This window comes from Nonomuraea sp. NPDC046570, from assembly GCF_040645915.1.
Taxonomy (GTDB): Bacteria; Actinomycetota; Actinomycetes; order Streptosporangiales; family Streptosporangiaceae; genus Nonomuraea.
Genome location: NZ_JBEYZF010000032.1, coordinates 50,350 through 71,123, shown reverse-complemented (window position 1 = coordinate 71,123; position 20,774 = coordinate 50,350). Strand labels below are relative to the sequence as shown.

The following is a 20,774-nucleotide window of genomic DNA, read 5'->3' as shown; positions in this document are numbered from 1 at the left end:
CCTCGAATCGCTGCTCTACCAGCGATCTAGCGCCTAGACCCTGACCTGCGAGAACCCGCGAAACCGGTTCTGGGGGCCCTGTGACCACCGTCATCGCCCTTCTAGTCGCCTGCCTACCGATCATCACGCTGAGTTATCTCGGCTTCTGTCTCGTCAGCCCGTGGGGGACCTGCGCCCGCTGCGCCCCTGGCGGCAAGAACCGCACATGCCGCGCCTGCAACGGCACCGGGATGCGCCCCCGCCTCGGCTGGCAGCTCTTCGTCTACCTGCGCCGCCTCCATCGCGACGGCACCCGCTAACCGAGGAGAACTCACATGAACCTCACCCGCTACGCCCTGGCTGCCGCCGCCCGCGGTTGGCTCGTCTTCCCTCTCACCCCTGGCGGCAAGCGTCCCTTGCGCGGCTTCACCGACTGGGAACGCAACGCCACCGCCGACCCCGCGCGCATCCGCCGCATGTGGGCACGCACCCCGTACAACATCGGGATCGCGTGCGGCCCGTCCGCGCTGGTGGTGCTCGACCTGGACATGCCCAAGCCCGGTGAGGAACCGCCACCGGCATGGGTTCTACCCGGAATCCACGAGGGCGCCGATGTGCTGGCCGCACTCTGCGAGCAGGCCCACCAGCCCTTGCCGCTGGAGACCTTCACCGTCCGAACCAGGCGCGGCGGCACACACCTGTACTTCACCGCCCCGCCCGGCACGGATCTCGGCAACACTGCTGGAAAGCTTGGTTGGAAGATCGACACCCGCGCCAGCGGTGGGTATGTGGTCGGCCCCGGCAGCCTTGTGGACCTGCCCGACGGCTGCGGCTCGTACCGCGTACTTCATGCCCCAACGCCCGCGCCGCTGCCCGTGTGGCTGGCCGAACGCCTCACACCGTCAGCGCCCAGCGCCTCTATGGGAGCTGTGCCAGTTGGCGGAGACCGAGCCGCCGACTACGCCATGGCAGCGCTGCGCGGTGAGGTTGAGAAGGTCCTGCACGCCGGGCCAGGCACTCGGAACAACACCCTTAACGCCGCCGCGTTCGCCCTCGGCCAGCTCGCCGCCGCCGGGATGCTGCCGCGCCACCTGGCCGAGACGTGCCTGTGCGACGCCGCCGAGGTCGTCGGCCTGAGCGCCCGCGAGGCGTTCACCACCATCCGCTCTGGGCTCGACTCCGGACAGCGCCACCCACGGAGGGCAGCCGCTTGACGACCATCACCACCGTCCGAGCCGCAGACGCCATCTTGGCCAACCTCGGCGCCGCCGACCAACTCGCCCAACTCCATCAGCCCGCCTGGGAGACGCCCGCGCCGCTTGGCCAGCGCGGCGAACTCCCGCCCTTCCCCGTGGACGCGCTCCCCTCCTGGGTCGCCGACCACACCCGCGCCGTAGCTGAGGAGACACAGACGCCGCTCGACCTGGCGGGCTGCGTGGCCCTGGCCGCCCTGTCCACCGCCGCCGGGGGCCGCGCGGTGGTCAACGTCCGAGGTTCGTGGACCGAACCGGTCAACTTGTTCGTACTCGTGGCCATGCCACCCGGCTCACGCAAATCCGCCGTATTCCGGGGCATGACCGCGCCTCTCCTACGCGCGGAAAAGGCGCTGGCCGACCGCGTCGGCCCGCAGATCACCGAGGCCGAGGTCGCGCGCCGCCTGGCCGTAGACGTCGCCGAGAAAGCCGCCCGTACGGCCAGCGCCGCGCGCGGCGAAGCGGCACCGGAAGCGGTGGCCGAGGCTCAGAGCGCCGCCCTGACCGTCGAGGGCATCAAGGTGCCCGTTCTTCCTCGGCTCGTGGCCGACGACATCACACCCGAGACAGCCGCCAGCCTGCTTTCCGAGCAGGGTGGCCGGCTGGCCATCCTCAGCGCCGAGGGCGGCATCTTCGCCACCCTCGCCGGACGCTACTCCGGCACACCGAACCTCGACCTGTTCCTCAAAGGGCACGCCGGCGACGCCCTGATCATCGACCGGCGAGGCCGCACCGAACGCGTAGACGACGCCGCGCTCACCCTCGGCCTGGCCGTACAACCCGAGATCATCGCCGACATCGCCACCATGCCAGGCTTCCGCGGCAAGGGACTGCTCGGCCGGATCCTGTACAGCCTGCCCAAGAGCAACATCGGATACCGGCGCATCGACCCGCCACCGGTACCCGAACATGTCGCCGCACGCTACGACGCCAACCTTCAACAGCTCACGGTCGGCATGCACGACTGGGACGACCCCGCGCGACTGCTGCTGTCGCCCGACGCCGCCGAGGTCTTCACCGAACACCGCCGCACGACCGAGACCCGCCTACGCCCCCACTCCGGAGACCTCGGCCACATCACCGACTGGGCAGGCAAATTCGACGGCGCGGTCATGCGCATCGCCGGACTCCTCCACCTGACCGCCCACGTCGAAGACGGCTGGCGCCGCCCGATCAGCGCTGAGACCGTCCACGCCGCCATCACCCTCGGCCAGTACTTCACCGCCCACGCGCTGGCCACCTTCGACGCCATGGGCGCAGACCCCGACGTCGAAGCCGCCCGCACCGTCCACGCCTGGCTACACCGCACCCACACCACCCGCTTCACCGTCCGCGAAGCCTTCACTGCCCTACCCCGCAGCCGCTTCCGCAAGGTCGCCGAACTGGAACCGGCCCTCGACCTGCTCGAACAACTCGGCTGGATCCGCCGAGAGCCCGACCCACCCCGCACCGGCCCCGGTCGCCGCCCCTCCCCTGCCTACGCCGTCCACCCCAACCTCCACCAGCAAGGATCTTGAAGGGACGTTGCCCGTGGGAAGCCGTACCGACGAAAAGCTCACCGTCTCCGAGGTCTGTGCCGAACTCAAGATCGCGCCGTCCACCTTCTACGACTGGCGCGCAAAGAAGCGAGGCCCTCGCTGCATCACCCTCGAAAACCGGCAACTCCGCGTACGCCGCTCCGAACTCGACCGCTGGCTCACCGAACGAGAGGACGCCGCCTGATGGACGGGATCTCCTACAGCGTGCGCTTCTGGAAGATCAAGACCTACAAGGGCGCCAAGGTCACCACTCACTACGTGCGTTGGGTGGTGGAGGGGCGCGAGTGGAAAGAGCCGTTCCGGACCATGGCGCACGCCGAGAGCTTCCAGGCGGAGCTCATGAGCGCCGCACGCCAGGGTCAGGCGTTCGACACCGCCACCGGTCGCCCTGTCGCGTGGAAGCGCGAGGAAAACGTCCTCACCTGGTACGCCTTCACTCTGGCGTACGTGGACATCAAGTGGCCGTATGCGGCCCCGAATCACCGCCGAGGCATCGCTGAGGCGTTGACGGACGTGACAGAGGCACTGCTGACCAAAGAGAGCGGTGCCCCTGCGCGGGACGTGCTGCGCACGGCGCTTCGCTGGGCCTACAGCAACCGCGTTCGCGACAAGAACGAGCCGCCCTCTGATCTGGTAGCGGCGGTCCGCTGGCTGGAAGCCAACACGGTCCCCATGACAGCATTCGAGACCCCTCGTACGGGCACGGTTCTCACACGCGGCGTACTGGACCGGATCAGCCGCACCAAGGACGGCAAGAGCGCCGCGGCCAACACCGCGAATCGAAAGCGCATGTGTCTCAACAGCGCGATGGAATACGCCGTGGAGATCGGCGCCCTGTCCGCGAATCCACTCCGGTCGGTGAACTGGACCAAGCCGCGAACCCTCACCACGATTGACCCCCGCGTCGTCATCAACATAGAGCAGGCTCGCCGCTTCCTCCTGGCCGTCCAACAGCAGGGCGCACGCGGTGAACGGATGAAGGCGTTCTTCGGCTGCATGTACTTCGCCGCCCTGCGTCCGGAGGAAGTGGTGGACCTGCGTGAAGACCACCTCGTCAGCCTCCCTGAGGACGGCTGGGGCGAGATGCTGCTCACCAACGCCGAGCCCCGTGCCGGCAGCCGCTGGACGAACAGCGGTAAGGTCCGCGAGCGCCGCGAACTCAAGCACCGGGCACAAGGTGAAACGCGACCTGTGCCGATCCACCCCGAGCTGGGCGCGATGCTGCGGGACCACATCCAGCAGTTCGGCACCGGCCCCGATGGACGCATCTTCATCGGACCGCGCGGTGGTCTGATGACGGACCGCGCGTACCTCAAGGTCTTCCACAAGGCCAGGACGAAGGCATTCACTGAGGCAGAGGCCAGGTCGCCACTCATGGACGTCCCCTACGCCTTGCGCCACGCCGCGGTATCCACCTGGCTCAACGCGGGCGTTGCCGCGCCTCAAGTCGCCGAGTGGGCAGGACACAGCGTCAACGTCCTGTACCGCGTCTACGCCAAGTGCATTCACGGGCAACAACACGAGGCCATGCGACGTATCTCAGAGGCGACCAAGCCTTGAAAACTTGGCCGCGCATTGGCCGTAGATGGCCGTAACCCACCGTTGAAGCCCGTGGACAACCGGATCAACGAGAGAGGCCCCTCACCGCGTTAGCGCTGGTGAAGGGCCTTTTCTTGCTGCTGTGGCAGGTGCAGGACTTGAACCTGCGTAGGCTGAGCCGACGGTTTTACAGACCGCTCCCTTTGACCACTCGGGCAACCTGCCGCATCGGCCGCTCTCGCGGCGACAGGTAGAAGAATAGCGGACTTCGGCTGTGCGCGTGACACCGGTTTGTCCCGCGCCCGATCCGCACCTCATCCCCCTGTGGTCGCTAAGGTCGGAGGGGACGAAGAGAGGACACTCACACCGATGGCCGACAGCAGTTTCGACATCGTCAGCAAGATCGACCGCCAGGAGGTCGACAACGCGCTGAACCAGACGGTCAAGGAGATCGGACACCGCTTCGACTTCAAGGGCACCGGGGCCGGTATCAGCTGGTCCGGGCAGAACAACATCGAGATCAAGGCGAACAGCGAGGAGCGCGCCAACGCCGCTCTCGACGTGCTCAAGGAGAAGGTGATCAAGCGAGGCCTCTCGCTGAAGATCCTCGATGCCGATGAGCCGAGGCTGTCCGGTAAGGAGTACCGCCTGCTGGTCACGCTCAAGGAGGGCATCGACCAGGAGCAAGCGAAGAAGATCTCCAAGATCATTCGCGACGAGGGCCCCAAGGGGATCAAGGCTCAGATCCAGGGTGAGGAGCTGCGGGTGACCTCCAAGAAGAAGGACGACCTGCAGGACGTCATCACCCTGCTCAAGGGCAAGGACCTCGACATCGCCCTGCAGTTCGTGAACTACCGCTAGTACGAGGTGCGAACAAGGCTCTGAGCTGGGCTTTCAGGACTTCACTGGCCCGGGAGGGCATATCCGAGGCACACGGCCGAGCGCGCTGTCCAGAGGGCGTGCGTCTTCGCCTGTGCCTCGGGCCACTCTCGTCAGTCCCACCCGGAACGACTGTCTGGCGACGTCCGCGTAGGGGTCGGAGGCGGCTGACCGGCGTAGCGTGAACGCCATGGCACAGGTGCGCCTCGCCGGTGAGAAGGCCACGTTCACCCTGTAGGACGCGGAGTCCCCCGCCCCCATCCTCAACGACACCCTGGCCCTCGAAGTGGTCCGCCAGATCGACTTCGACTGGCGCAAAACAGGCCTGCGTAAAGGCGATCATGCCCTCAGGGCCAGGCACTTCGACTCCTGGACCAGGGAGTTCCTCGCCGCCCATCCCAACGCGACTGTGCTGCATAGGCCGTACCGCATCAATCCGGGTTCGGGTGTGCGGTGGGTGACCCCTCATGTGGGCCGAAGCACGCGGGTGGCTCCGGCGATCAGGGCTGTGGCCAGGATCCAGCCGGAGACGATCAGCAGGTACGCCAGCCCCTGCGTCCACCCGGCCGGATCGAACAGTTCGCGCTGCCCGAACGCCGGAAAGGGCAGTAGCAGGTCAAAGGTGTACGCGAACGCATCGAAGTTGGGGCTTTCATTCGGTTTCAGCGAGCGGGGCGTCACCAGGCTGTACACCACGGTCCCCAGGGCGAGTAGCAGCGTGAACCAGAGCGCGGCCAGCCAGGGGCGGTAGCCGTACCCGACGGTGGCGTCCAGGACGTGGCCCCACAGGCGGCCGCCGAGGTCGCGGGTGCGGCGGCGGGCGCGGAGTTTGGCGAGTTGGGTACGGCGGGCGAGGGCGTCGTTGCCGTCGCGGAGGTACCAGGCGGCGAGTTGCTCGTACGGCTGCGGCCGGAAGCCTTCCGGGTCGCGGCTGACCCACTCGATCCTGCGGCTGACGCCGCTGCCGCGCAACGACTCGTAGACGAGCCCGTTGAGGCGTAGCGCTTCCGGCCAGCTCGTGGGGTCGTCGTGCAGCGTGCCGAGGCGGGCGTGGGCGAGGGTGACGACGCCTTCGACCGGTTCGGTGTATTTGAGGTACACCTCGCGCGCCTCCAGATGGCTGGCGTGCAGGGCGTACCGCGTGTCGGGGCTGCGCAGCACACCGTTGATCGACAGGTTGCCGTTGACGCGCGCGCCGCGCAGGCGCACGGTGCCGAGGGCGGTGAACCCCTCGGTGCACTGCATCGTGTCCTCGACGTTCATGCTGTCGGCGCTGAGCGCCTCGCCGCCGGGATTGCGGAGGGTCGCGCCGTTCAGGAACAGGCCGCCGTTCAGGCGGGCGCCGACCAGCCGGACGCCACCGGTGAAGTCAGCGTTTTTCATGAACATGCCGGAGTCGACGACCATCGAGGCGGTGTAGAGGGCCCAGTCGCCGCGCCCGTCGACTTTGGTGCCGCCGAGCCACAGGCCGCTGTCGAACTGGGTGCGCGCCAGCCGTACAGTGCCCGTGATCATTGAGCCGGAGAGGCTGAGGTGGCCGGCCACGTGCATGCCGCCGCCGTCGAGGCCGGGCAGGTGGCAGTCGGTGAAGCGGATGGTGCGCGACTGGCAACTGTTCAGGTCGGGGACGTGTTCCAGGTGGCAGCCGCTGAGTGTCAGCTCGTACCGCACCTCGCCGCCGCGCAGGACGAGCGGGCCGATGATCCGCGCGCCGCGCAGCCGTACCGCCGGAACCGCGCCCGCGTCCGCCTCGCGGGCGCCGAGCAGCAGCGCCGCGATCACTTCGCCCCTGATCGTCCGCTCCGGCCCCCAGGTGTGGCCGTCGGTGGGGGCGTTTGCTCCTGCTGTACGGCTGGTGCCGAGTGGCCCCGTGCCGAGGTCCACCCAGGCGCCGGAAGGAAAGGCCCGCCACAGGCGGCGTTCTGACTCGGTCAAGCGCAGACCGTTACGAGGGGGCATGTCCCGATTCTGCCGTCGCGCGGCCAAATCGTGTCGCAACCTTTGACGCGAGCCCGGCATCTATTGAGTGACGAAAGGAACCACCATGCTGCACACTCGCGGGCTCGCGGTGCTGGCTGTCGCGGCCGCCGCATCGACACTGATGATCACGCCCGCGGCCGCGGGGACCAACACGGTCAGGTACGCCTGGGTCGACGGCTGCGCCAAGAAGGACTATACGGTGCCGTGCGGGCCGTGGACGCTGACCATGCGCAGCGGCAAGGACCTCGTACTCAAGGACGCGGTCGTGTTCCCGGAGTCGGCCGGCGGCAAGGTCGACAAGGAGGCGAACGCCCCGCTCGCGGTCAGCGGGAACGGGCGGTACGTCAACTACTTCCGCAAGAGCGACAGCCGGCTGGTGGTCCGCGACGTCGTGACCGGCTCGGTGAAGGCCCTGCCGGGCAAGGCCGCCATACTGCCCAAGGGCCTGGGGATGTCCGACCTCGACCTCGGGTTCTCCAACGACGGCCGGCGGCTGGTGATCGACTATCTCGACTTCAGCGCCACCAAGCCTTCGGTGGTGGTCGACCTGCAGGCGGGGACGACGAGCAAGCTGCCCGGCGGTGAGTTCGTGCAGAGCTTCAGCCCCGACGGCGAGTACGTCCTGACCTCGCGCTCCACCGACGACAACACCACGGAGTTCGCGGTGTACGACGGGAAGGGGGACAAGATGCACAGCCAGGTCGTGCCGCAGGTGGTGTCGAACAACTCGCCGATCGCGCTGGCCGACGACGGGGCCACCGTCGCGCTGGTGATCACCGGGTCGAAGAAGGCCAGGCTGCGGACGTACGACCTGTCGACGGACGAGGTCTCCGAGGCCGTGACCCTCAGGTACCCGGCCACGGAGTCGCCGACCCGGCTGCTCTGGGAGACCTCCGGCAAGCTGAGCGTCTGGAACATGCGCTCCAACGCGAACGGCGACCTCCAGGGGTACACCAAGCGGACGATCGACCCGAACTCCGGCGCTTCCCCTCTGGCGGACTCCTTCCGCTTCAAGTCCGGCATCTGGACCTGGTGGTTGCCAGGCGACTGATCGCGGATATCGTCACATTTATGGGCAAACTCTACGAAAAGCTGACGGACCGGTTGCGTGAGTTCATCTCTGCGCAGCCGGTCTATTTCGTGGCCACCGCTCCCTCGCAAGGCGGGCACGTCAATGTGTCGCCCAAGGGGTACGCCGACACCTTCACCGTCATCGACGACCTCACCGTCGCCTACCTCGACCTCGACGGCAGCGGCGTCGAGACCATCTCCCACCTCCGCGACAACGGGCGCATCACGGTCATGTTCTGCGCCTTCCAGGGACCCCCCAACATCGTCCGCCTGTACGGCACGGGCCGCGTCGTCACTCCCGCCGACGAATCCTTCGCCGAGCTGCTGCCCCGGTTCGGGCCGCATCCCGGGGTGCGGTCGATCATCGTGGTCAACTGTGAGCGGATCGCGGATTCTTGCGGGTTCGCGGTGCCGTTCATGGCATTTGAGGAGGATCGGTCGATGCTGGATGAGTGGGCCGGGCGGAAGGACGTACAGCAGAAGCGGGCGTACCGTGCCAAGAACAACCGGGAGAGCATCGACGGGCTGGCCGGGTTGAGCGCCGAGGAGACCGATCCGGTGACCCAGCACTCGTGACGGCACTAGGGTTCCGGCCATGTTCACAGCCGCCACCCTGCTGAGCACTCTCCTGGTCCTCCCTACGCACTGTGTATGGCTGAGCACCCCCGCAACCTCTGCGGTCGCACCCGCACACCAAGCCGGACCGATCTGGACAGCGGACCCCGCACACCAAGCTGAACCGATCACGGCAGCGGGCCACGGACGCCGAGCCGGATCAATCACGGCACCAAAACCCGTGCGCTATGCGGGGCTCGCCACCTGTGCGAGCAAATCCGTCAAGCGGCACATCTGTGGCCCTTGGCGGCTGTGGCTGCGTGGCGGCATGATCTTGCCTCTACCCGACGCGCAGGTACGCGCCATCGACTCCGGGGGCCGCGAGATGGCACTCCGCGCTCCGATCGCCGTGGACCCCACTGGCCGCCATGTCGCCTATATCGCGCGATCCACCCACCAACTCGTCGTCCATTCACTCACCTCAGGCAAGATCAACCATCTCGCCCGTACGGCCTTCGGCGGGGTGCCCATGGAGCAGCTCGATCTGCTGCTCTCCCCTGCGGGCCGCTACCTCGTGATCGATCCCGAGCTCGGCACCCAGGAGACATCGGTGTTCGAGGTGGCCACGGGGAAGCGGTGGACGCTGCCCGACTACGCCAAGGTGATGGGTTTCAGCGCCGATGGACGACTGCTGCTGGTCAAGCTCGACGGCGAAGAGAGCGCGGTCTACTCCCCTGGCGGGCGTCAGCCGTCCGGCGGCACGACGGTGACGGGCTGGGTCGCGCTGGGCGATGGGGGTACGACGCTAGCGGGAGTGGCACGGGAGGGCGGGAGAGTCGTGGTGCGCTTCTACGCCACGTCGAATGCCATGGAATCCCGGAAGCCTCTACGACTGAAGATTCCCCCGAAGCAGGAACCACGCCGACTGGACTGGGCGTCACGTGACCGCCTGACCTTGCTGACATTGCGCCAACCAGGAAGCTACGTCACCCGCTCAGTGGACACCCACACCGGCCGAATGCACATAAGCGACTCGTACACCACCGAACAGAACGTGTGGGACATTCACCTCGCAGGCGAATAGCCCCCCACCGCCCCGGCCTGGCACCAGGCCGCCATCTCTGGAATCCGTGCCGGGACAGCCTGGGCGAGGGCCCGCTGAAAGCTCACCCGGGCGAACACGAATGTGCTCGGGATTCTCGGGAGGTCGCTGGGACGGTCAGCGGCGGTAGCCCGCCATGCGCTCCAGGCGGGCTACCCGCTCCGCTGTGGGTGGGTGGCTGGAGAACATCCGGCCGAGCCCGCTTCCGCTGAACGGGTTGGCGATCATCAGGTGGGATGCCGAAGCCAGCCTGCTGTTCTCGGGAAGCGGCAGGCTCCTGGCCCCCATCTCGATCTTCCGTAGCGCGGCGGCCAGCCCCAGCGGATCTCCGGTCAGCCTCGCCCCGGCCTCGTCCGCCTTGTACTCCCTGGACCGGGAGATCGCCATCTGGATCATCCCGGCGGCGACCGGCCCCAGCACCATCATGAGCAGCGCGCCGACGAACCCGGGCCCCTCGTCGTCATCCGACCCCCCGAAGAACACCGCGACATAACTCAGCCAAGTGATCATCGTGGCCAGTGCCACGGCCACCGACGAGACGAGGATGTCCCGGTTGTAGACGTGGGCCAACTCGTGGCCGATGACGCCGCGCAACTCGCGCTCGTCGAGCAGCCGCATGAGGCCGTACGTCACGCACACGGTGGCCCTGCGCGGGTTGCGCCCGGTGGCGAAGGCGTTGGGTTGCGCGGTGGGCGAGATGTACAGGCGGGGCATCGGCTGCCTGGCCTCGGTGGAGAGCTCACGCACGATGCGGTACAGGGCCGGGTACTCGACCTCGCTGACCGGCCTGGCCCGCATGGCGGACAGGGCGATGCGGTCGGAGAAGAAGTACGCGCCGGCGGTACTGGCCAGCGCGATCAGCAACGCCAGTTGCAGCCCCGGGCCACCCCCCACCCAGGCCCCCACGCCGATGATCACCACTGACACGGCTACGAGAAGGACCGTGGTACGCAGGCCGTTGTGGTGCAAGGGTTTCCCCCTTCCGTGGCGTGGGCTCATCCTTACCAACGTCGATCCCCTGGCCAGTCGTTCCCTGCCCGCCCAACGACCTCCCCTCAAGTCCCATCCTTCACATCCCACCTCCCTGGACTCCGCCGCTCTCAAAACCTGCGGTACCGGCAGCCAAGCCGATCTCGCTCCACCGTTCGCACCCCAACGGTCCTCGGGCATTCCCTGGCGCGATGAACCTTTTCTTTGGGCCATTCCCTGAGCGGCAGGCGCCTGGCGGACCACAGACTCGTCGTAGCCACACGCCAAACCCGAAGCATGAGCCGCAACCCCAGCCGGCGCGTCTACAAGGCCGCCAGGTCCAGCACGAGCTGCGGAGCCACGGAGAACAGGACCGCGACCGCGAGCGTCAACCCCACCGCCACCCACGTCGCCACCGCACCCCGCCCCCTCCAGCCCTTCGATCCCGAACCCCCGGAACCCGAAGCGCCGCCCCCCGCGAGGGCAGCGGTGGTGGCGGGCCTGGCCTCCTTCAGCGGGGTGAACAGCCGGGCCGTCCAAGTCACGTAGTAGTACAGGCCGATCACCGTGTTCACCGCCATGACCACGGCCAGCCAGCCCACTCCGCCGGCGACGATCTCCCGGAAGACCACGATTTTGGCGAACATACCGGCCAGGCCCGGCGGTAGCCCGGCCAGGCAGATGAGGCAGAACGCCAGGGCCAGCGCCGCCACCGGGCTGCGGTAGGCCAGTCCTCGATAGTCGTCGATCTCGTTGGGCCCGCCCGCTTTGGAGACGAGCATGACGACGGCGAACGCCCCTAGGTTCATCGCCGCGTAGAAGACCAGGTAGGCCACGGACGCGCTCACGGCCGCCTCACGCGCGCCGACGATCACCGCCAGCGGCGCGAGGATGTACCCGGACTGGGCGACCGACGACCAGGCCAGCAGGCGTACGGCGGAGCGCTGCCGCAGAGCCAGCAGGTTGCCCACGCTCATCGTGAGGGCGGACACGATGGCGATGATCGGCGACCAGGTGGGCGCCTGGCTGCTCAGTGCACTCACCAGAACCAGGATGAGCCCGGCGAATCCGGCCGCTTTGGAGATCACCGAGAGCAGTGCGGCGACGGGGACGGGCGCTCCCTGGTAGACGTCCGCAGCCCAGGCGTGGAAGGGCACCGCCGCGATCTTGAAGGCGAACCCGGCGAGCACGAGCACGACCCCGACGGTCACCACGGCGGGCACCTGCGGCACGATCTCCAGCATCGGCGTCCCGACGCCACCCAGCGCTCCCGCCCCGGCGCCTCCGGACACCGCTCCCTGAGCACTGTCCAGCGCCGCCGCTCCAGCCCCCTGAGCACCCGCCGACGCCGCTGCCCCGGCGCCTTGGGCACCGCCCAAAGCCGTAGCGCCACCCACTTGTCCGGCGGCGAGGACGCTTCGGAGCTGGGTGAGGTACACCGTGCCGCTCATGCCGTACAGCAAGGAGACGCCGAAGAGCATGACCGCTGTGGAGACGACCGAGACCAGGAACAGCTTGACCGCCGCCTCGGACGAGCGGCCGTCGTAGCGGCGGAGCGCGGTGAGCGCGAAGACCGGGAGCGAGACGAGTTCCAGCGCGACCACCAGCATGATCAGGTCGCGAGAGGCGGGCAGGGTGACCGCGCCGACGAGGGTGCAGAGCAGAAGGAAGTACCACTCGCCGACGGGGATGCCGCCTTCGGCGAGTTCGGTCATCGACAGGAGTACCACCACGGCGCCCGCGACCAGGGCCAGCCCCGCGAAGATCAGCGTGAACTGGTCGACGACGAACGAACACGGCGCCGGACCACTCGCGACCAGCCCTTTCGGCACGCAGAACGTCTGCAAGGTCTGCCCGTGTACGGCCTGAGCCCCCAGGAGCCCCCCAGCGCCGAGGACACCGGCCAAGGTCACGAGGCCAAGCGCGGTCCGGACGTACGGCGTGCGCGGCAGGAAGGCGTCGAGCAGGAGGACCAGGCCGGCCAGCAGAGCGAGAAGTAGCGCGGGCCCGATGGCGAAGTAGTCGATCGTCTGGATCACAGGGACACCCCCAGGAGGCTCTCCACCACGGGCGTGGTCAGGGCGAGCAGCGCCTTCGGCCAGAGCCCGAACAGCAGGATCAGCACGACCAGCGGTACCCAGGCGACCAGTTCGTACCCTCTCGCGTCACGGGCGTCCAAGACCGCCTCGGAAGCAGGCTCGGGAGCGGACGAGAGTCCACGTTCACCCCCGCCCCCAACCCCGGCCAGCGTGGGGCGCGGGGACGGACGGCCGTGGGTGACGCGGGAGAGCATGACCAGGAAGTACGCGGCCGTGAGCAGGGCTCCGAGGCCGGCGATCGCCATGAAGGCCAGGTACAGAGGGCGAGAGAGGCCTTCGGCCGGGTCGAAGGAGCCGAGCAACGCCAGCATCTCGCCCCAGAATCCGGCCAGTCCGGGCAGGCCGAGTGAGGCGACGCAGGCGAAGGTGAGCAGCGCGCCGAGGTGTGGGAAGCGGACCAGCATGCCGCCGCCGAGTGCGGGCATGTCGGCTGTCTTGTACCTCTCCTTGATCCCGCCCGCCAGGAAGAACAGCAGGCCGGTGATCAGGCCGTGGGCGACGTTGCCGAAGAGGGCGCCGTTGATGCCGACCGTGGTCAGCGTCGCGAACCCGAGCAGCACGAACCCCATGTGCCCGACGGACGAGTACGCGATCATGCGTTTGAGGTCGCGCTGGGCGAGGCAGGCCAGCGCTCCGTAGATGATGCCGACCACGGCGAACGCACCCAACCACGGCGCCACGACCGCCGCCCCTTCGGGCAGGATCGGGATCGCGATCCGGGCGAAGCCGTACGTGCCCATCTTCAGCAGTACTCCGGCCAGCAGGACCGAGCCGACCGTCGGGGCCTCGGTGTGGGCGTCGGGGAGCCAGGTGTGCAGCGGCCACATGGGGGTTTTGACCGCGAGGCCGATGCCGATGGCGACGAACGCGAGGATCTGTACGGACCTGGGCATGCCCGCGCCGTGGCTCTGGGCGAGGGCGACGATGTCGAGGGTGCCGGTCTGGGCCCAGATGATCAGCAGGCCGAGCAGGAGCACCACGGAGCCGAGCAGGGTGTACAGGATGAACTTCGTGGCGGCCGCGCGGCGGCCCGGTCCACCCCAGATGGCGATCACGAAGTACATCGGGATCAGCACGACCTCGAAGAACACGAAGAACAGCAGCAGGTCGAGGGCGAGGAAGGTGCCGATCATGCCGACTTCGAGGACGAGCAGCGTGAACACCAGTGCTCTGGGCCTGACGCCGCTCAGTAGTTGGCCGGGTTGGCGCGCGTCGCCCCAGCACAGGTAGGCGAAGCAGAGGAAGGTCAGCAACGCCGTCAGTACGACCAGGGGTAGCGAGATCCCGTCGACGCCGAGGTGGAAGCGCAGCCCGAGGGCGGGGATCCATGGCAGGTCGACGGTGGCCTGGGGCAGCGGGGGCCCGCCGTACTCCCAGGTGGCGGCCAGGAGGACCGCGAGCGCGAGGGTGATCCCTGACGCGGCCAGGCCGTACGCCCTGAGGAAGCGGCCTTGGGCGGTGGCGGGGATCAGCAGCAGCGTCGCGCCGAGCAGGGGGACGCCCAGGAGGGCGATCGGCAGCCAGTTCATCGTGCCTCCACCTCCCGCCGTGAGCGATCGTCAGGGCTTCGCGCCGGCGCGTTCATCCCAACATCACCGCCCCGACCGCGATGAGCAGTACGCCCGCGAGCACGCCGCTGACGTAGAGCTGAACGTTGCCGTTCTGGGCGAATCTGAGCAGCCCGGAGACGTCGCGAGCCGAACGGCCCGAGCCGCGCACGGCTCCGTCGACGACCCTGTGGTCGGTGCTGACCACGAGCCTGGCGAGCGCCAGGACCGGGCGTACGAACAGGGCCGTGTAGACGGTGTCGACGTAGAACGCCCGCTCGCACGGCGCGCGGAGTGGGCCGAGCAGTCTGGCGGGGTCGGCCACGGGGTCGCCGCGCCAGAACGCGTAGACGATCCCGGCTCCGAGCAGGGCGAGCGCGACACTGATCGCCGCCGCCGCCCAGTCGAGATGCCCAGCCACGGCGAACCCCAGCAACAGCGCCGGTACGGCCAACAGCACGATCGGCACGAGCATCGACCTCGGCGCCTCGCGAACGTCGATGACGTGCGCGGTGCCCGGCTCCGGCTCGGGCAGCGCGACCACGCGAACCTCGCCGAAGAAGGTGCGCAGCCAGGCGCGCGTCGCGTACGCCCCGGTGACGGCCATGGTCGCCAGTGCGCAGCCGTACAGCAGCAGCCCCGCGGCGTCGGTCAGCCCGCCGTCGGCCAGCGCCCGCTCGATCGCCACGAGGAGACCGTCCTTGCTGAAGAAACCGCTGGTGGGCGGCAGGCCCATCAGGGCGGCGAACCCGATCGTCATCGTGACGAACGTGACGGGTAGCGCGCGTCGCAGGCCGCCCATCTGGCTCATCAGGTTCGCCCCGACGTGGTGGATCACCACTCCCGCGCACAGGAAGAGCAGCGCCTTGAACGCCCCGTGTGTGAGCAGGTGGAAGATCGCGGCGGTGTCGGATCCGGCGGCCAGGCCCGCGGCCATGTAGGCGAGCTGGCTGATCGTGGAGTAGGCGAGGACGCGTTTGAGGTCGTCCTGCGCGAGCGCGGCCAGGGCCGCTCCGAGCATGCCGAGGGCGGCGAGGACGGCGAGCACGTCGAGGGTCGGCTGGGCGGCGACGAAGACGGGGAAGAGCCGCGCGACGAGGAATATGCCGGCCGCGACCATCGTCGCCGCGTGGATCAGCGCGCTGATCGGCGTCGGGCCCGCCATCGCATCCGGCAGCCAGGTGTGCAGCGGAACCTGCGCGCTCTTACCCGCCACCCCCGCCAGCAGCAGCATCGTCGCCGCCACGAGCGTGCCCGTCGACATCTGCGGCACCGCCGCGATCACGTCGGAGATACGGAAACTGTCCGCCGCGACGCCGAGGACGAACACGCCGAACAGGAAGCCGACGTCGCCGAGCCTGGTCACCAGGAACGCCTTGACGGCCGCCCTGGAGTTGGCGCGATCCTCCCACCAGTGGCCGATCAGCAGGTAGGAGCACAGCCCCATGACCTCCCAGCCCACATAGAGGACCAGCAGGTCGCCTGCGTAGACGACGAGCAGCATCGCGCTGGTGAACAGGCTGATGAACGCGCTGTAGGAGGGGTAGCGCGGGTCGTCTTTGAGATATCCGATCGAGTAGACCTGTACGGCCAGCGCGACGAGCGTGACGAGGACGGCCAGGATCGAGGAGAGGTCGTCCGCCTGGAGCGTCAGGGAGATCGGGACGCCACCGGTGTCGATCTGTCCGTACGTGCCGCCTGCGGGAGGGGTTGGTCGGCTGGAGCCGTTCAGCCGGTCGAAGAACGCGAAGCCCTGGCTCCAGGCCAGCCAGGTCGCCAGAATCGCGGCGAGGGCCGTCGGGATGACGGCGAACCAGGCGGCCCGCCTGTTGGCGGCGGGATCAGCCGTCTCGGCGGGCAGAACCTCCGAATCCCCCGGAGAACCCGCCTGACTCTCTTCAGCCTGAGCCGGAGAACCCGCCTGACTCCCTTCCGGCTGGGATTCTCGGTTGGGTGGTTGAGCGGAGTCCGCGGGCTCGTCACGAGTGGATGGGCCGGTGTCGGGGGCCCTGAGCGTGCGCGTGATTTCGGCTGGTGGGCGGCGGCGGCGTACGAGGAGCAGTCCGGCGAAGGCGGCGAGGAAGGGCAGCAGGATGATCGCTGCGGGGAACGAGTCGAGGTATCCGGAGTTCATCGGGCACCGCCTCGTCTAGCGGGCTCGTCGCGGCCGGGATCATGCTCTCCGGCGACCGAATCTCCCACCGCGTAACCGGCTCCCCCTTCACCGTTGCCGGAGGACGAGGCGCCGCCAGAGGGGGGATCTTGGTCAGTCGGGGAACCCGGGGCGCCATCGGCCGGCGAGCGTCGGCTGGCACCGGCGGGCGAGGCTTGGGAGCTACCCGGGGGCGGGTCGCTGGTAGCTGAGGGAAGGGCTGCGGGGGATGGTGATGTGCTGGTGGGGAGGGGTTCGGCGAGGTCGCGGAGGTGGTCGAGGTCGACGGTTTTGCGGTTGCGGTACACCGCCAGCACGATGGCCAGGCCAACGCCCAGTTCCGCTGCGGCGATCACGATCACGAACAGGGTGAGGACCTGGCCGCCGTGCAGTCTGTCTCTGAGCCACACGTCGAACGCGACCAGGTTGAGGTTGACGGCGTTGAGCATCAGCTCTACCGACATCAGCACCAGGATGGTGTTGCGGCGCGCCAGGACGCCGTAGACGCCGATGGAGAAGAGCAGCGCGGAGACGACCGCCGGGTAGACGATGTGCACTACTTCCCCCTGCTCTCGTCTGTCGGGGGCGGGGCAGCGGAGGTGATGTCGGTGCGCGAGAGGACGATGGCGCCGATCAGTGCCGCGAGCAGGAGCACCGAGAGCGCCTCGAAGGGCAGCACCCAGTTGCGGAACACGCTCGCGCCCAGCTCCTGCGCTGAGCCCGGGCCCGGCTCCAGGGGTGCGTAGGCGGTGTGGAAGCCGTCGATGACCACCGTGACCAGCAGAGCCGCCGTGGCCACGGCCACGACGAGGGCGGTGATGCGGTTGCCGCTGTCGAGATCGGCTGATCTGCCGATCGGGGCCCTGGTGAGCATGATGCCGAACAGCAGGAGGACGACGACCGCGCCGACGTAGATGAGCACTTGGACCCAGGCGACGAACTCGGCGGTCAGGACCAGATAGCACCCGGCGAGGGCGCCGAAGGAGACCACCAGCCAGAGGGCAGCGTGGACGAGTTGTTTCGTGGTCACGACGAGCAGCGCCGAACCGACCGCCACCGCACCGAGCAACAAGAAGACGATCTCTTGTCCTGTGGGGGACAGGTAGGAGGGCACCGCCTCGGTCACTACTCCTCCTCGGGCTCCCGTGACTCGTTGCGTTTGAGCCCGCCGGGTGGCCGGATCGACCGTGGGTCGACCATGCGCCGCCTGCGGGGTGCTTCGGATGAAGTCTGCTCTTCCGGGTGCGGTTGCGTGGGGGGCGCGCCGGAGCCTGTGGACAACTCTGCGCCGGAGGCGGCGCCTGTGGACGACGAGTTCGCCCGCGGTTCCGCTGTGGACGACTCTTCCTGTGGCGTCCCTGCTGTGGACAGCGTGTCCTGTGGCGTCCCGCCTGTGGACGACGTGTCTCTTCGCGTCTTCTCTGGGGAGGACGTTTCTGGTGACGACGCGTCCCGGGAACTCGCACCAGGAGATGACGCGTCCGCCGGCGCTTCTGTGGACGACGCCTCGCGACCGGCGGGCAGCACGTCCTGGTCGGCACCTCCTGCGGAGGGCACGCTCTGTGACGAGCCGGTGTCAGCGGTACGGCCAGCGGGGCCGGCGGGACCCGCAGCAGCGTCGCCAACAGCAGGGGCGCTAGCGGCAGCGGCAGGACCATCCTGGCCAGCGCCTGAGGCAGGACCAGCAGGGGAATCCGCCCCGAGGCCGGTTGTGGAACCTGAGCCCGAGCTGGTGGGGCGCGCACCTGGCCTACGAGTACCGGTAGCGCCTGGGCTCTGGGCGGCGGTGGCACCAGGACTGCGGGTGGCGCCAGGGCCAGTGCGAGGGCCGCCAGAGCGATCTGCAGGGCGGCGCGGGGCGGCCGAGAGTTCCTTGGGAGGTTCCGCGCCTACTTCGTGTGCGGGAGGCGGTGGCACCGTCTGGGCCCACGCGGTCAGGCGGTCCTTCTCGTGGAGCATGTTGCGGATGTCGCCTTCGGCGTACTCGAACTCTGGGGACCAGAAGAGGGCGTCGAAGGGGCAGACCTCGATGCAGATGCCGCAGTACATGCAGAGGGAGAAGTCGATCGCGAAGCGGTCGAGGACGTTTCGCTGGCGGGGGCGGCCGCCTTCGGGGGCGGGCAGCGTCTCCTTGTGGGAGTCGATGTAGATGCACCAGTCGGGGCATTCCCGGGCGCACAGCATGCAGGAGGTGCAGTTCTCCTCGACCAGGGCGATCACGCCGCGGCTGCGGGCAGGGAGGTCGGGGTGCACCTCGGGATACTGCTGGGTCACCGATCGGCGCAGCATGTGGCGAAGGGTGACGGACAGTCCCTTCGCCAGCCCCACTCCCGGAATCCTCGCCATACGAACATCATGACGCACTAAGCGTCTCAGGTGAATGTTCCGGGCCCCTTGTCCCCAGGTTTTCCACAGTCATCCACAGGTAGCGCCGGGGTTATCCACACAAGTTGTCCACAACCCAATTTGTGACTGTGGGACGGGATATTCTCCCGCCATGTCGTACAGTCAGGACCGCCCCAGTGGGGGAGCGTGGGCCGCCGCCGTGTTGTGGGCCTGCATCCCTCTGTTCACCTGCGGTCTGGCGACGCCGTTCTCGATCGGGTTCGCCGCCTACTGGCTGCGCAGCAGACTGCTCATCATCGCCGCGGCCGTGTACGGCGCGTGCGTCAGCGCCTTCCTGATCGTCACGATGAGCTATGACGACCTCGACAACGCGCCCGACGTACTGTTCGCCCCGATTGCGGTGGGGCTGATGCTCAGCTGGGTGGGTGGTCTCATCCACTCGGGGATTCTGGTTCCGAGGATGGTCCAGACGCCGCGCCTCAGGCAGACGCCGTATCTCCACGAACATCTCACGACTCCGTCGCGTCGGGGTGCGCACTCCGGCCCTGGGCCGTACCCGGGGCAGCCCGGCTATCCGGGGCCTGGCGGCAACGTGCCGCGCCGCGAGGCGGCCACTGGGTTTCCTGCTTCAAGCGCCGGATACCCCGACCCGACGGCGGGCGGATATCCGAGATACCCCGGCGCCACCGGCCGCCCTCAGCACGGTCATCCACAGGCTTCCGGTCCCCCGCAGGCCTACCCACCGCAGAGCCCGGGAACCTCGCACGCACAGCACAGCCCAGGGGCCTCACATGCGCAGCAGAGCCCAGGGGCCTCTCGTGTGCAGCCGGGACATGGCCGTCCACAAGGCCCCTCGCAACCCGGCCTGTCGCACACCCATCCACATCCGGGCTCTGAAGCCTCCTACGGACGCCCGCCTAGCTCCGAGGCGCGTCCGCAGGGTGGGCGGCGGCCGGGAGATCCCGAGTGGATCGGGCACTATCGCGTGCAGCGGTCGCTTGGGCGGGGTGGTCAGGGTGTGGTCTACCTGGCGACCTCGCCCAGTGGCACTCCTGTCGCCGTCAAGATGCTTCACGATCTCGGGGACGACCAGGCGCGCGACCGGTTCGTCCGCGAGGTGGAGACCGCGCGCAGGGTGGCGACGTTCTCCACCGCCAAGGTGCTCGACGTCAGCATCACCGGTGACCTGGCCTACATCGTGAGCGAGTATGTGGACGGGCCGTCCCTGGAGCAGCTCGTCCGTACCAAGGGGCCTCGGGACGAGGACGGGCTGACCCGCCTCGCGTTGTCCACGGCGGGGGCGCTGGCCGCCATCCACAAGGCGGGGATCGTCCACCGGGACTTCAAACCGAGCAACGTCCTGATCGGGGCCGACGGCCCGCGGGTGATCGACTTCGGCATCGCCAGGGCTCTGGACCACTCCACAATGACGGGCAAGATGTCGGGCACCCCGCCGTACATGTCGCCCGAGCAGTTGTCGGGCACGCATGTCGGCCCGCCGTCGGACGTGTTCAGCTGGGGCGTCACGATGGTGTTCGCCGCCACGGGGCGTCCGGCCTTCGGTGAGGACACCGTGCCCGCCGTCTTCAACCGGGTCCTCAACCACCACCCCGACCTGACGCCTTTACCCCAGTCCCTGCGCGCCATCGTGGGCTCCTGCCTGAGCAAGAGCTTCGAGGACCGCCCGACCGCCTCCGAAGTGATGCTCGCCATCGTCCACTGAACCCACCGCCTCACCGCGGGCGGAGGCGCAGGCGGAACCGCG

The 20,774-nt window shown here is 68.5% G+C and carries 17 protein-coding genes, 1 tRNA gene and 1 pseudogene; 10 read left to right on the top strand and 9 right to left on the bottom strand.

The features are described 5' to 3' along the window. Positions 1 to 80 precede the first annotated feature (80 nt). The 5 genes from ABZ911_RS34575 to ABZ911_RS34555 are packed head-to-tail and all read left to right on the top strand — an operon-like array spanning position 81 to position 4,330. The gene (locus ABZ911_RS34575; protein WP_358065796.1) at positions 81 to 299 is read left to right on the top strand and encodes a hypothetical protein; all 219 of its coding nucleotides are present in this window, start codon (positions 81 to 83) and stop codon (positions 297 to 299) included. Positions 300 to 314: 15 nt separating this feature from the next. Next, positions 315 to 1,193 (top strand): bifunctional DNA primase/polymerase, encoded by an 879-nt coding sequence (locus ABZ911_RS34570; RefSeq protein WP_358065794.1) that lies wholly within the window; start codon positions 315 to 317, stop codon positions 1,191 to 1,193. Continuing rightward, the gene (locus ABZ911_RS34565) at positions 1,190 to 2,749 is read left to right on the top strand and encodes a YfjI family protein (RefSeq protein ID WP_358065791.1); all 1,560 of its coding nucleotides are present in this window, start codon (positions 1,190 to 1,192) and stop codon (positions 2,747 to 2,749) included. The genes ABZ911_RS34570 and ABZ911_RS34565 overlap by 4 nt, the downstream gene beginning before the upstream one ends. Before the next feature lie 13 nt (positions 2,750 to 2,762). After that, positions 2,763 to 2,954, top strand: coding sequence for a helix-turn-helix domain-containing protein (locus ABZ911_RS34560; RefSeq protein ID WP_358065788.1), 192 nt, complete (start codon positions 2,763 to 2,765; stop codon positions 2,952 to 2,954). Continuing rightward, positions 2,954 to 4,330: a tyrosine-type recombinase/integrase gene (locus ABZ911_RS34555; RefSeq protein ID WP_358065785.1), complete on the top strand. Its 1,377-nt coding sequence runs from the start codon at positions 2,954 to 2,956 to the stop codon at positions 4,328 to 4,330. Before ABZ911_RS34560 ends, ABZ911_RS34555 begins: the two co-directional genes overlap by 1 nt. A gap of 122 nt (positions 4,331 to 4,452) precedes the next feature. On the opposite strand, the gene ABZ911_RS34550 is transcribed toward ABZ911_RS34555, so the two are convergent. Further along, positions 4,453 to 4,534: transfer RNA gene (locus ABZ911_RS34550), tRNA-Tyr, on the bottom strand. Positions 4,535 to 4,678: 144 nt separating this feature from the next. On the opposite strand from ABZ911_RS34550, the gene ABZ911_RS34545 reads away from it, so the two are divergent. Then, positions 4,679 to 5,170 carry a YajQ family cyclic di-GMP-binding protein gene (locus tag ABZ911_RS34545; RefSeq protein ID WP_358065782.1) on the top strand — a complete coding sequence of 164 codons (492 nt, stop codon included), beginning with the start codon at positions 4,679 to 4,681 and terminating at the stop codon, positions 5,168 to 5,170. A 483-nt stretch (positions 5,171 to 5,653) separates the two neighbouring features. On the opposite strand, the gene ABZ911_RS34540 is transcribed toward ABZ911_RS34545, so the two are convergent. Then, positions 5,654 to 7,123, bottom strand: coding sequence for a hypothetical protein (locus tag ABZ911_RS34540; RefSeq protein ID WP_358065779.1), 1,470 nt, complete (start codon positions 7,121 to 7,123; stop codon positions 5,654 to 5,656). 109 nt (positions 7,124 to 7,232) lie between these two features. On the opposite strand from ABZ911_RS34540, the gene ABZ911_RS34535 reads away from it, so the two are divergent. The 3 genes from ABZ911_RS34535 to ABZ911_RS34525 all read left to right on the top strand — a co-directional run bounded on the left by ABZ911_RS34535 (position 7,233) and on the right by ABZ911_RS34525 (position 9,878). Continuing rightward, positions 7,233 to 8,219 (top strand): hypothetical protein, encoded by a 987-nt coding sequence (locus tag ABZ911_RS34535; protein WP_358065776.1) that lies wholly within the window; start codon positions 7,233 to 7,235, stop codon positions 8,217 to 8,219. Positions 8,220 to 8,239: 20 nt separating this feature from the next. Then, positions 8,240 to 8,815, top strand: a complete 576-nt coding sequence (locus ABZ911_RS34530) for a pyridoxamine 5'-phosphate oxidase family protein (RefSeq protein WP_358065773.1) — start codon at positions 8,240 to 8,242, stop codon at positions 8,813 to 8,815. A gap of 220 nt (positions 8,816 to 9,035) precedes the next feature. After that, positions 9,036 to 9,878: a hypothetical protein gene (locus ABZ911_RS34525; RefSeq protein WP_358065770.1), complete on the top strand. Its 843-nt coding sequence runs from the start codon at positions 9,036 to 9,038 to the stop codon at positions 9,876 to 9,878. 135 nt (positions 9,879 to 10,013) lie between these two features. Here the strand turns inward: ABZ911_RS34525 and htpX are convergent, their stop codons facing one another. From htpX to ABZ911_RS34490, 7 genes and pseudogenes are all read right to left on the bottom strand, one after another. Continuing rightward, the gene (gene htpX, locus ABZ911_RS34520; protein ID WP_358065768.1) at positions 10,014 to 10,865 is read right to left on the bottom strand and encodes a zinc metalloprotease HtpX; all 852 of its coding nucleotides are present in this window, start codon (positions 10,863 to 10,865) and stop codon (positions 10,014 to 10,016) included. Positions 10,866 to 11,188: 323 nt separating this feature from the next. Next, the gene (locus ABZ911_RS34515) at positions 11,189 to 12,904 is read right to left on the bottom strand and encodes an NADH-quinone oxidoreductase subunit N (RefSeq protein ID WP_358065765.1); all 1,716 of its coding nucleotides are present in this window, start codon (positions 12,902 to 12,904) and stop codon (positions 11,189 to 11,191) included. Beyond that, positions 12,901 to 14,493: an NADH-quinone oxidoreductase subunit M gene (locus tag ABZ911_RS34510; protein WP_358065762.1), complete on the bottom strand. Its 1,593-nt coding sequence runs from the start codon at positions 14,491 to 14,493 to the stop codon at positions 12,901 to 12,903. Before ABZ911_RS34510 ends, ABZ911_RS34515 begins: the two co-directional genes overlap by 4 nt. 52 nt (positions 14,494 to 14,545) lie before the next feature. Then, positions 14,546 to 16,645 carry an NADH-quinone oxidoreductase subunit L gene (locus ABZ911_RS34505; RefSeq protein ID WP_358065759.1) on the bottom strand — a complete coding sequence of 700 codons (2,100 nt, stop codon included), beginning with the start codon at positions 16,643 to 16,645 and terminating at the stop codon, positions 14,546 to 14,548. 284 nt (positions 16,646 to 16,929) lie between these two features. Further along, positions 16,930 to 17,220 (bottom strand): annotated as a pseudogene (nuoK, locus tag ABZ911_RS34500) (NADH-quinone oxidoreductase subunit NuoK); the annotation flags it as partial. Further along, the gene (locus tag ABZ911_RS34495; protein WP_358065756.1) at positions 17,220 to 17,789 is read right to left on the bottom strand and encodes an NADH-quinone oxidoreductase subunit J; all 570 of its coding nucleotides are present in this window, start codon (positions 17,787 to 17,789) and stop codon (positions 17,220 to 17,222) included. The pseudogene nuoK and the gene ABZ911_RS34495, both read right to left, overlap by 1 nt. Continuing rightward, the gene (locus ABZ911_RS34490; RefSeq protein WP_358065838.1) at positions 17,789 to 18,952 is read right to left on the bottom strand and encodes a 4Fe-4S binding protein; all 1,164 of its coding nucleotides are present in this window, start codon (positions 18,950 to 18,952) and stop codon (positions 17,789 to 17,791) included. Before ABZ911_RS34490 ends, ABZ911_RS34495 begins: the two co-directional genes overlap by 1 nt. Before the next feature lie 91 nt (positions 18,953 to 19,043). On the opposite strand from ABZ911_RS34490, the gene ABZ911_RS34485 reads away from it, so the two are divergent. Further along, on the top strand, positions 19,044 to 20,732 hold the full coding sequence (locus ABZ911_RS34485) for a protein kinase (protein WP_358065753.1): 1,689 nt from the start codon (positions 19,044 to 19,046) through the stop codon (positions 20,730 to 20,732). Positions 20,733 to 20,774 lie beyond the last annotated feature (42 nt).

Bases quoted from the DNA above. Each gene is read 5' to 3' on its own strand.
- ABZ911_RS34555 (WP_358065785.1), top strand. From the start codon at position 2,954: ATGGACGGGATCTCCTACAGCGTGCGCTTCTGGAAGATCAAGACCTAC.
- ABZ911_RS34505 (WP_358065759.1), bottom strand. From the start codon at position 16,645: ATGAACTCCGGATACCTCGACTCGTTCCCCGCAGCGATCATCCTGCTG.
- ABZ911_RS34545 (WP_358065782.1), top strand. From the start codon at position 4,679: ATGGCCGACAGCAGTTTCGACATCGTCAGCAAGATCGACCGCCAGGAG.
- ABZ911_RS34510 (WP_358065762.1), bottom strand. From the start codon at position 14,493: ATGAACTGGCTGCCGATCGCCCTCCTGGGCGTCCCCCTGCTCGGCGCG.
- ABZ911_RS34490 (WP_358065838.1), bottom strand. From the start codon at position 18,952: ATGCTGCGCCGATCGGTGACCCAGCAGTATCCCGAGGTGCACCCCGAC.
- ABZ911_RS34530 (WP_358065773.1), top strand. From the start codon at position 8,240: ATGGGCAAACTCTACGAAAAGCTGACGGACCGGTTGCGTGAGTTCATC.
- ABZ911_RS34535 (WP_358065776.1), top strand. From the start codon at position 7,233: ATGCTGCACACTCGCGGGCTCGCGGTGCTGGCTGTCGCGGCCGCCGCA.
- ABZ911_RS34570 (WP_358065794.1), top strand. From the start codon at position 315: ATGAACCTCACCCGCTACGCCCTGGCTGCCGCCGCCCGCGGTTGGCTC.
- ABZ911_RS34485 (WP_358065753.1), top strand. From the start codon at position 19,044: ATGTTCCGGGCCCCTTGTCCCCAGGTTTTCCACAGTCATCCACAGGTA.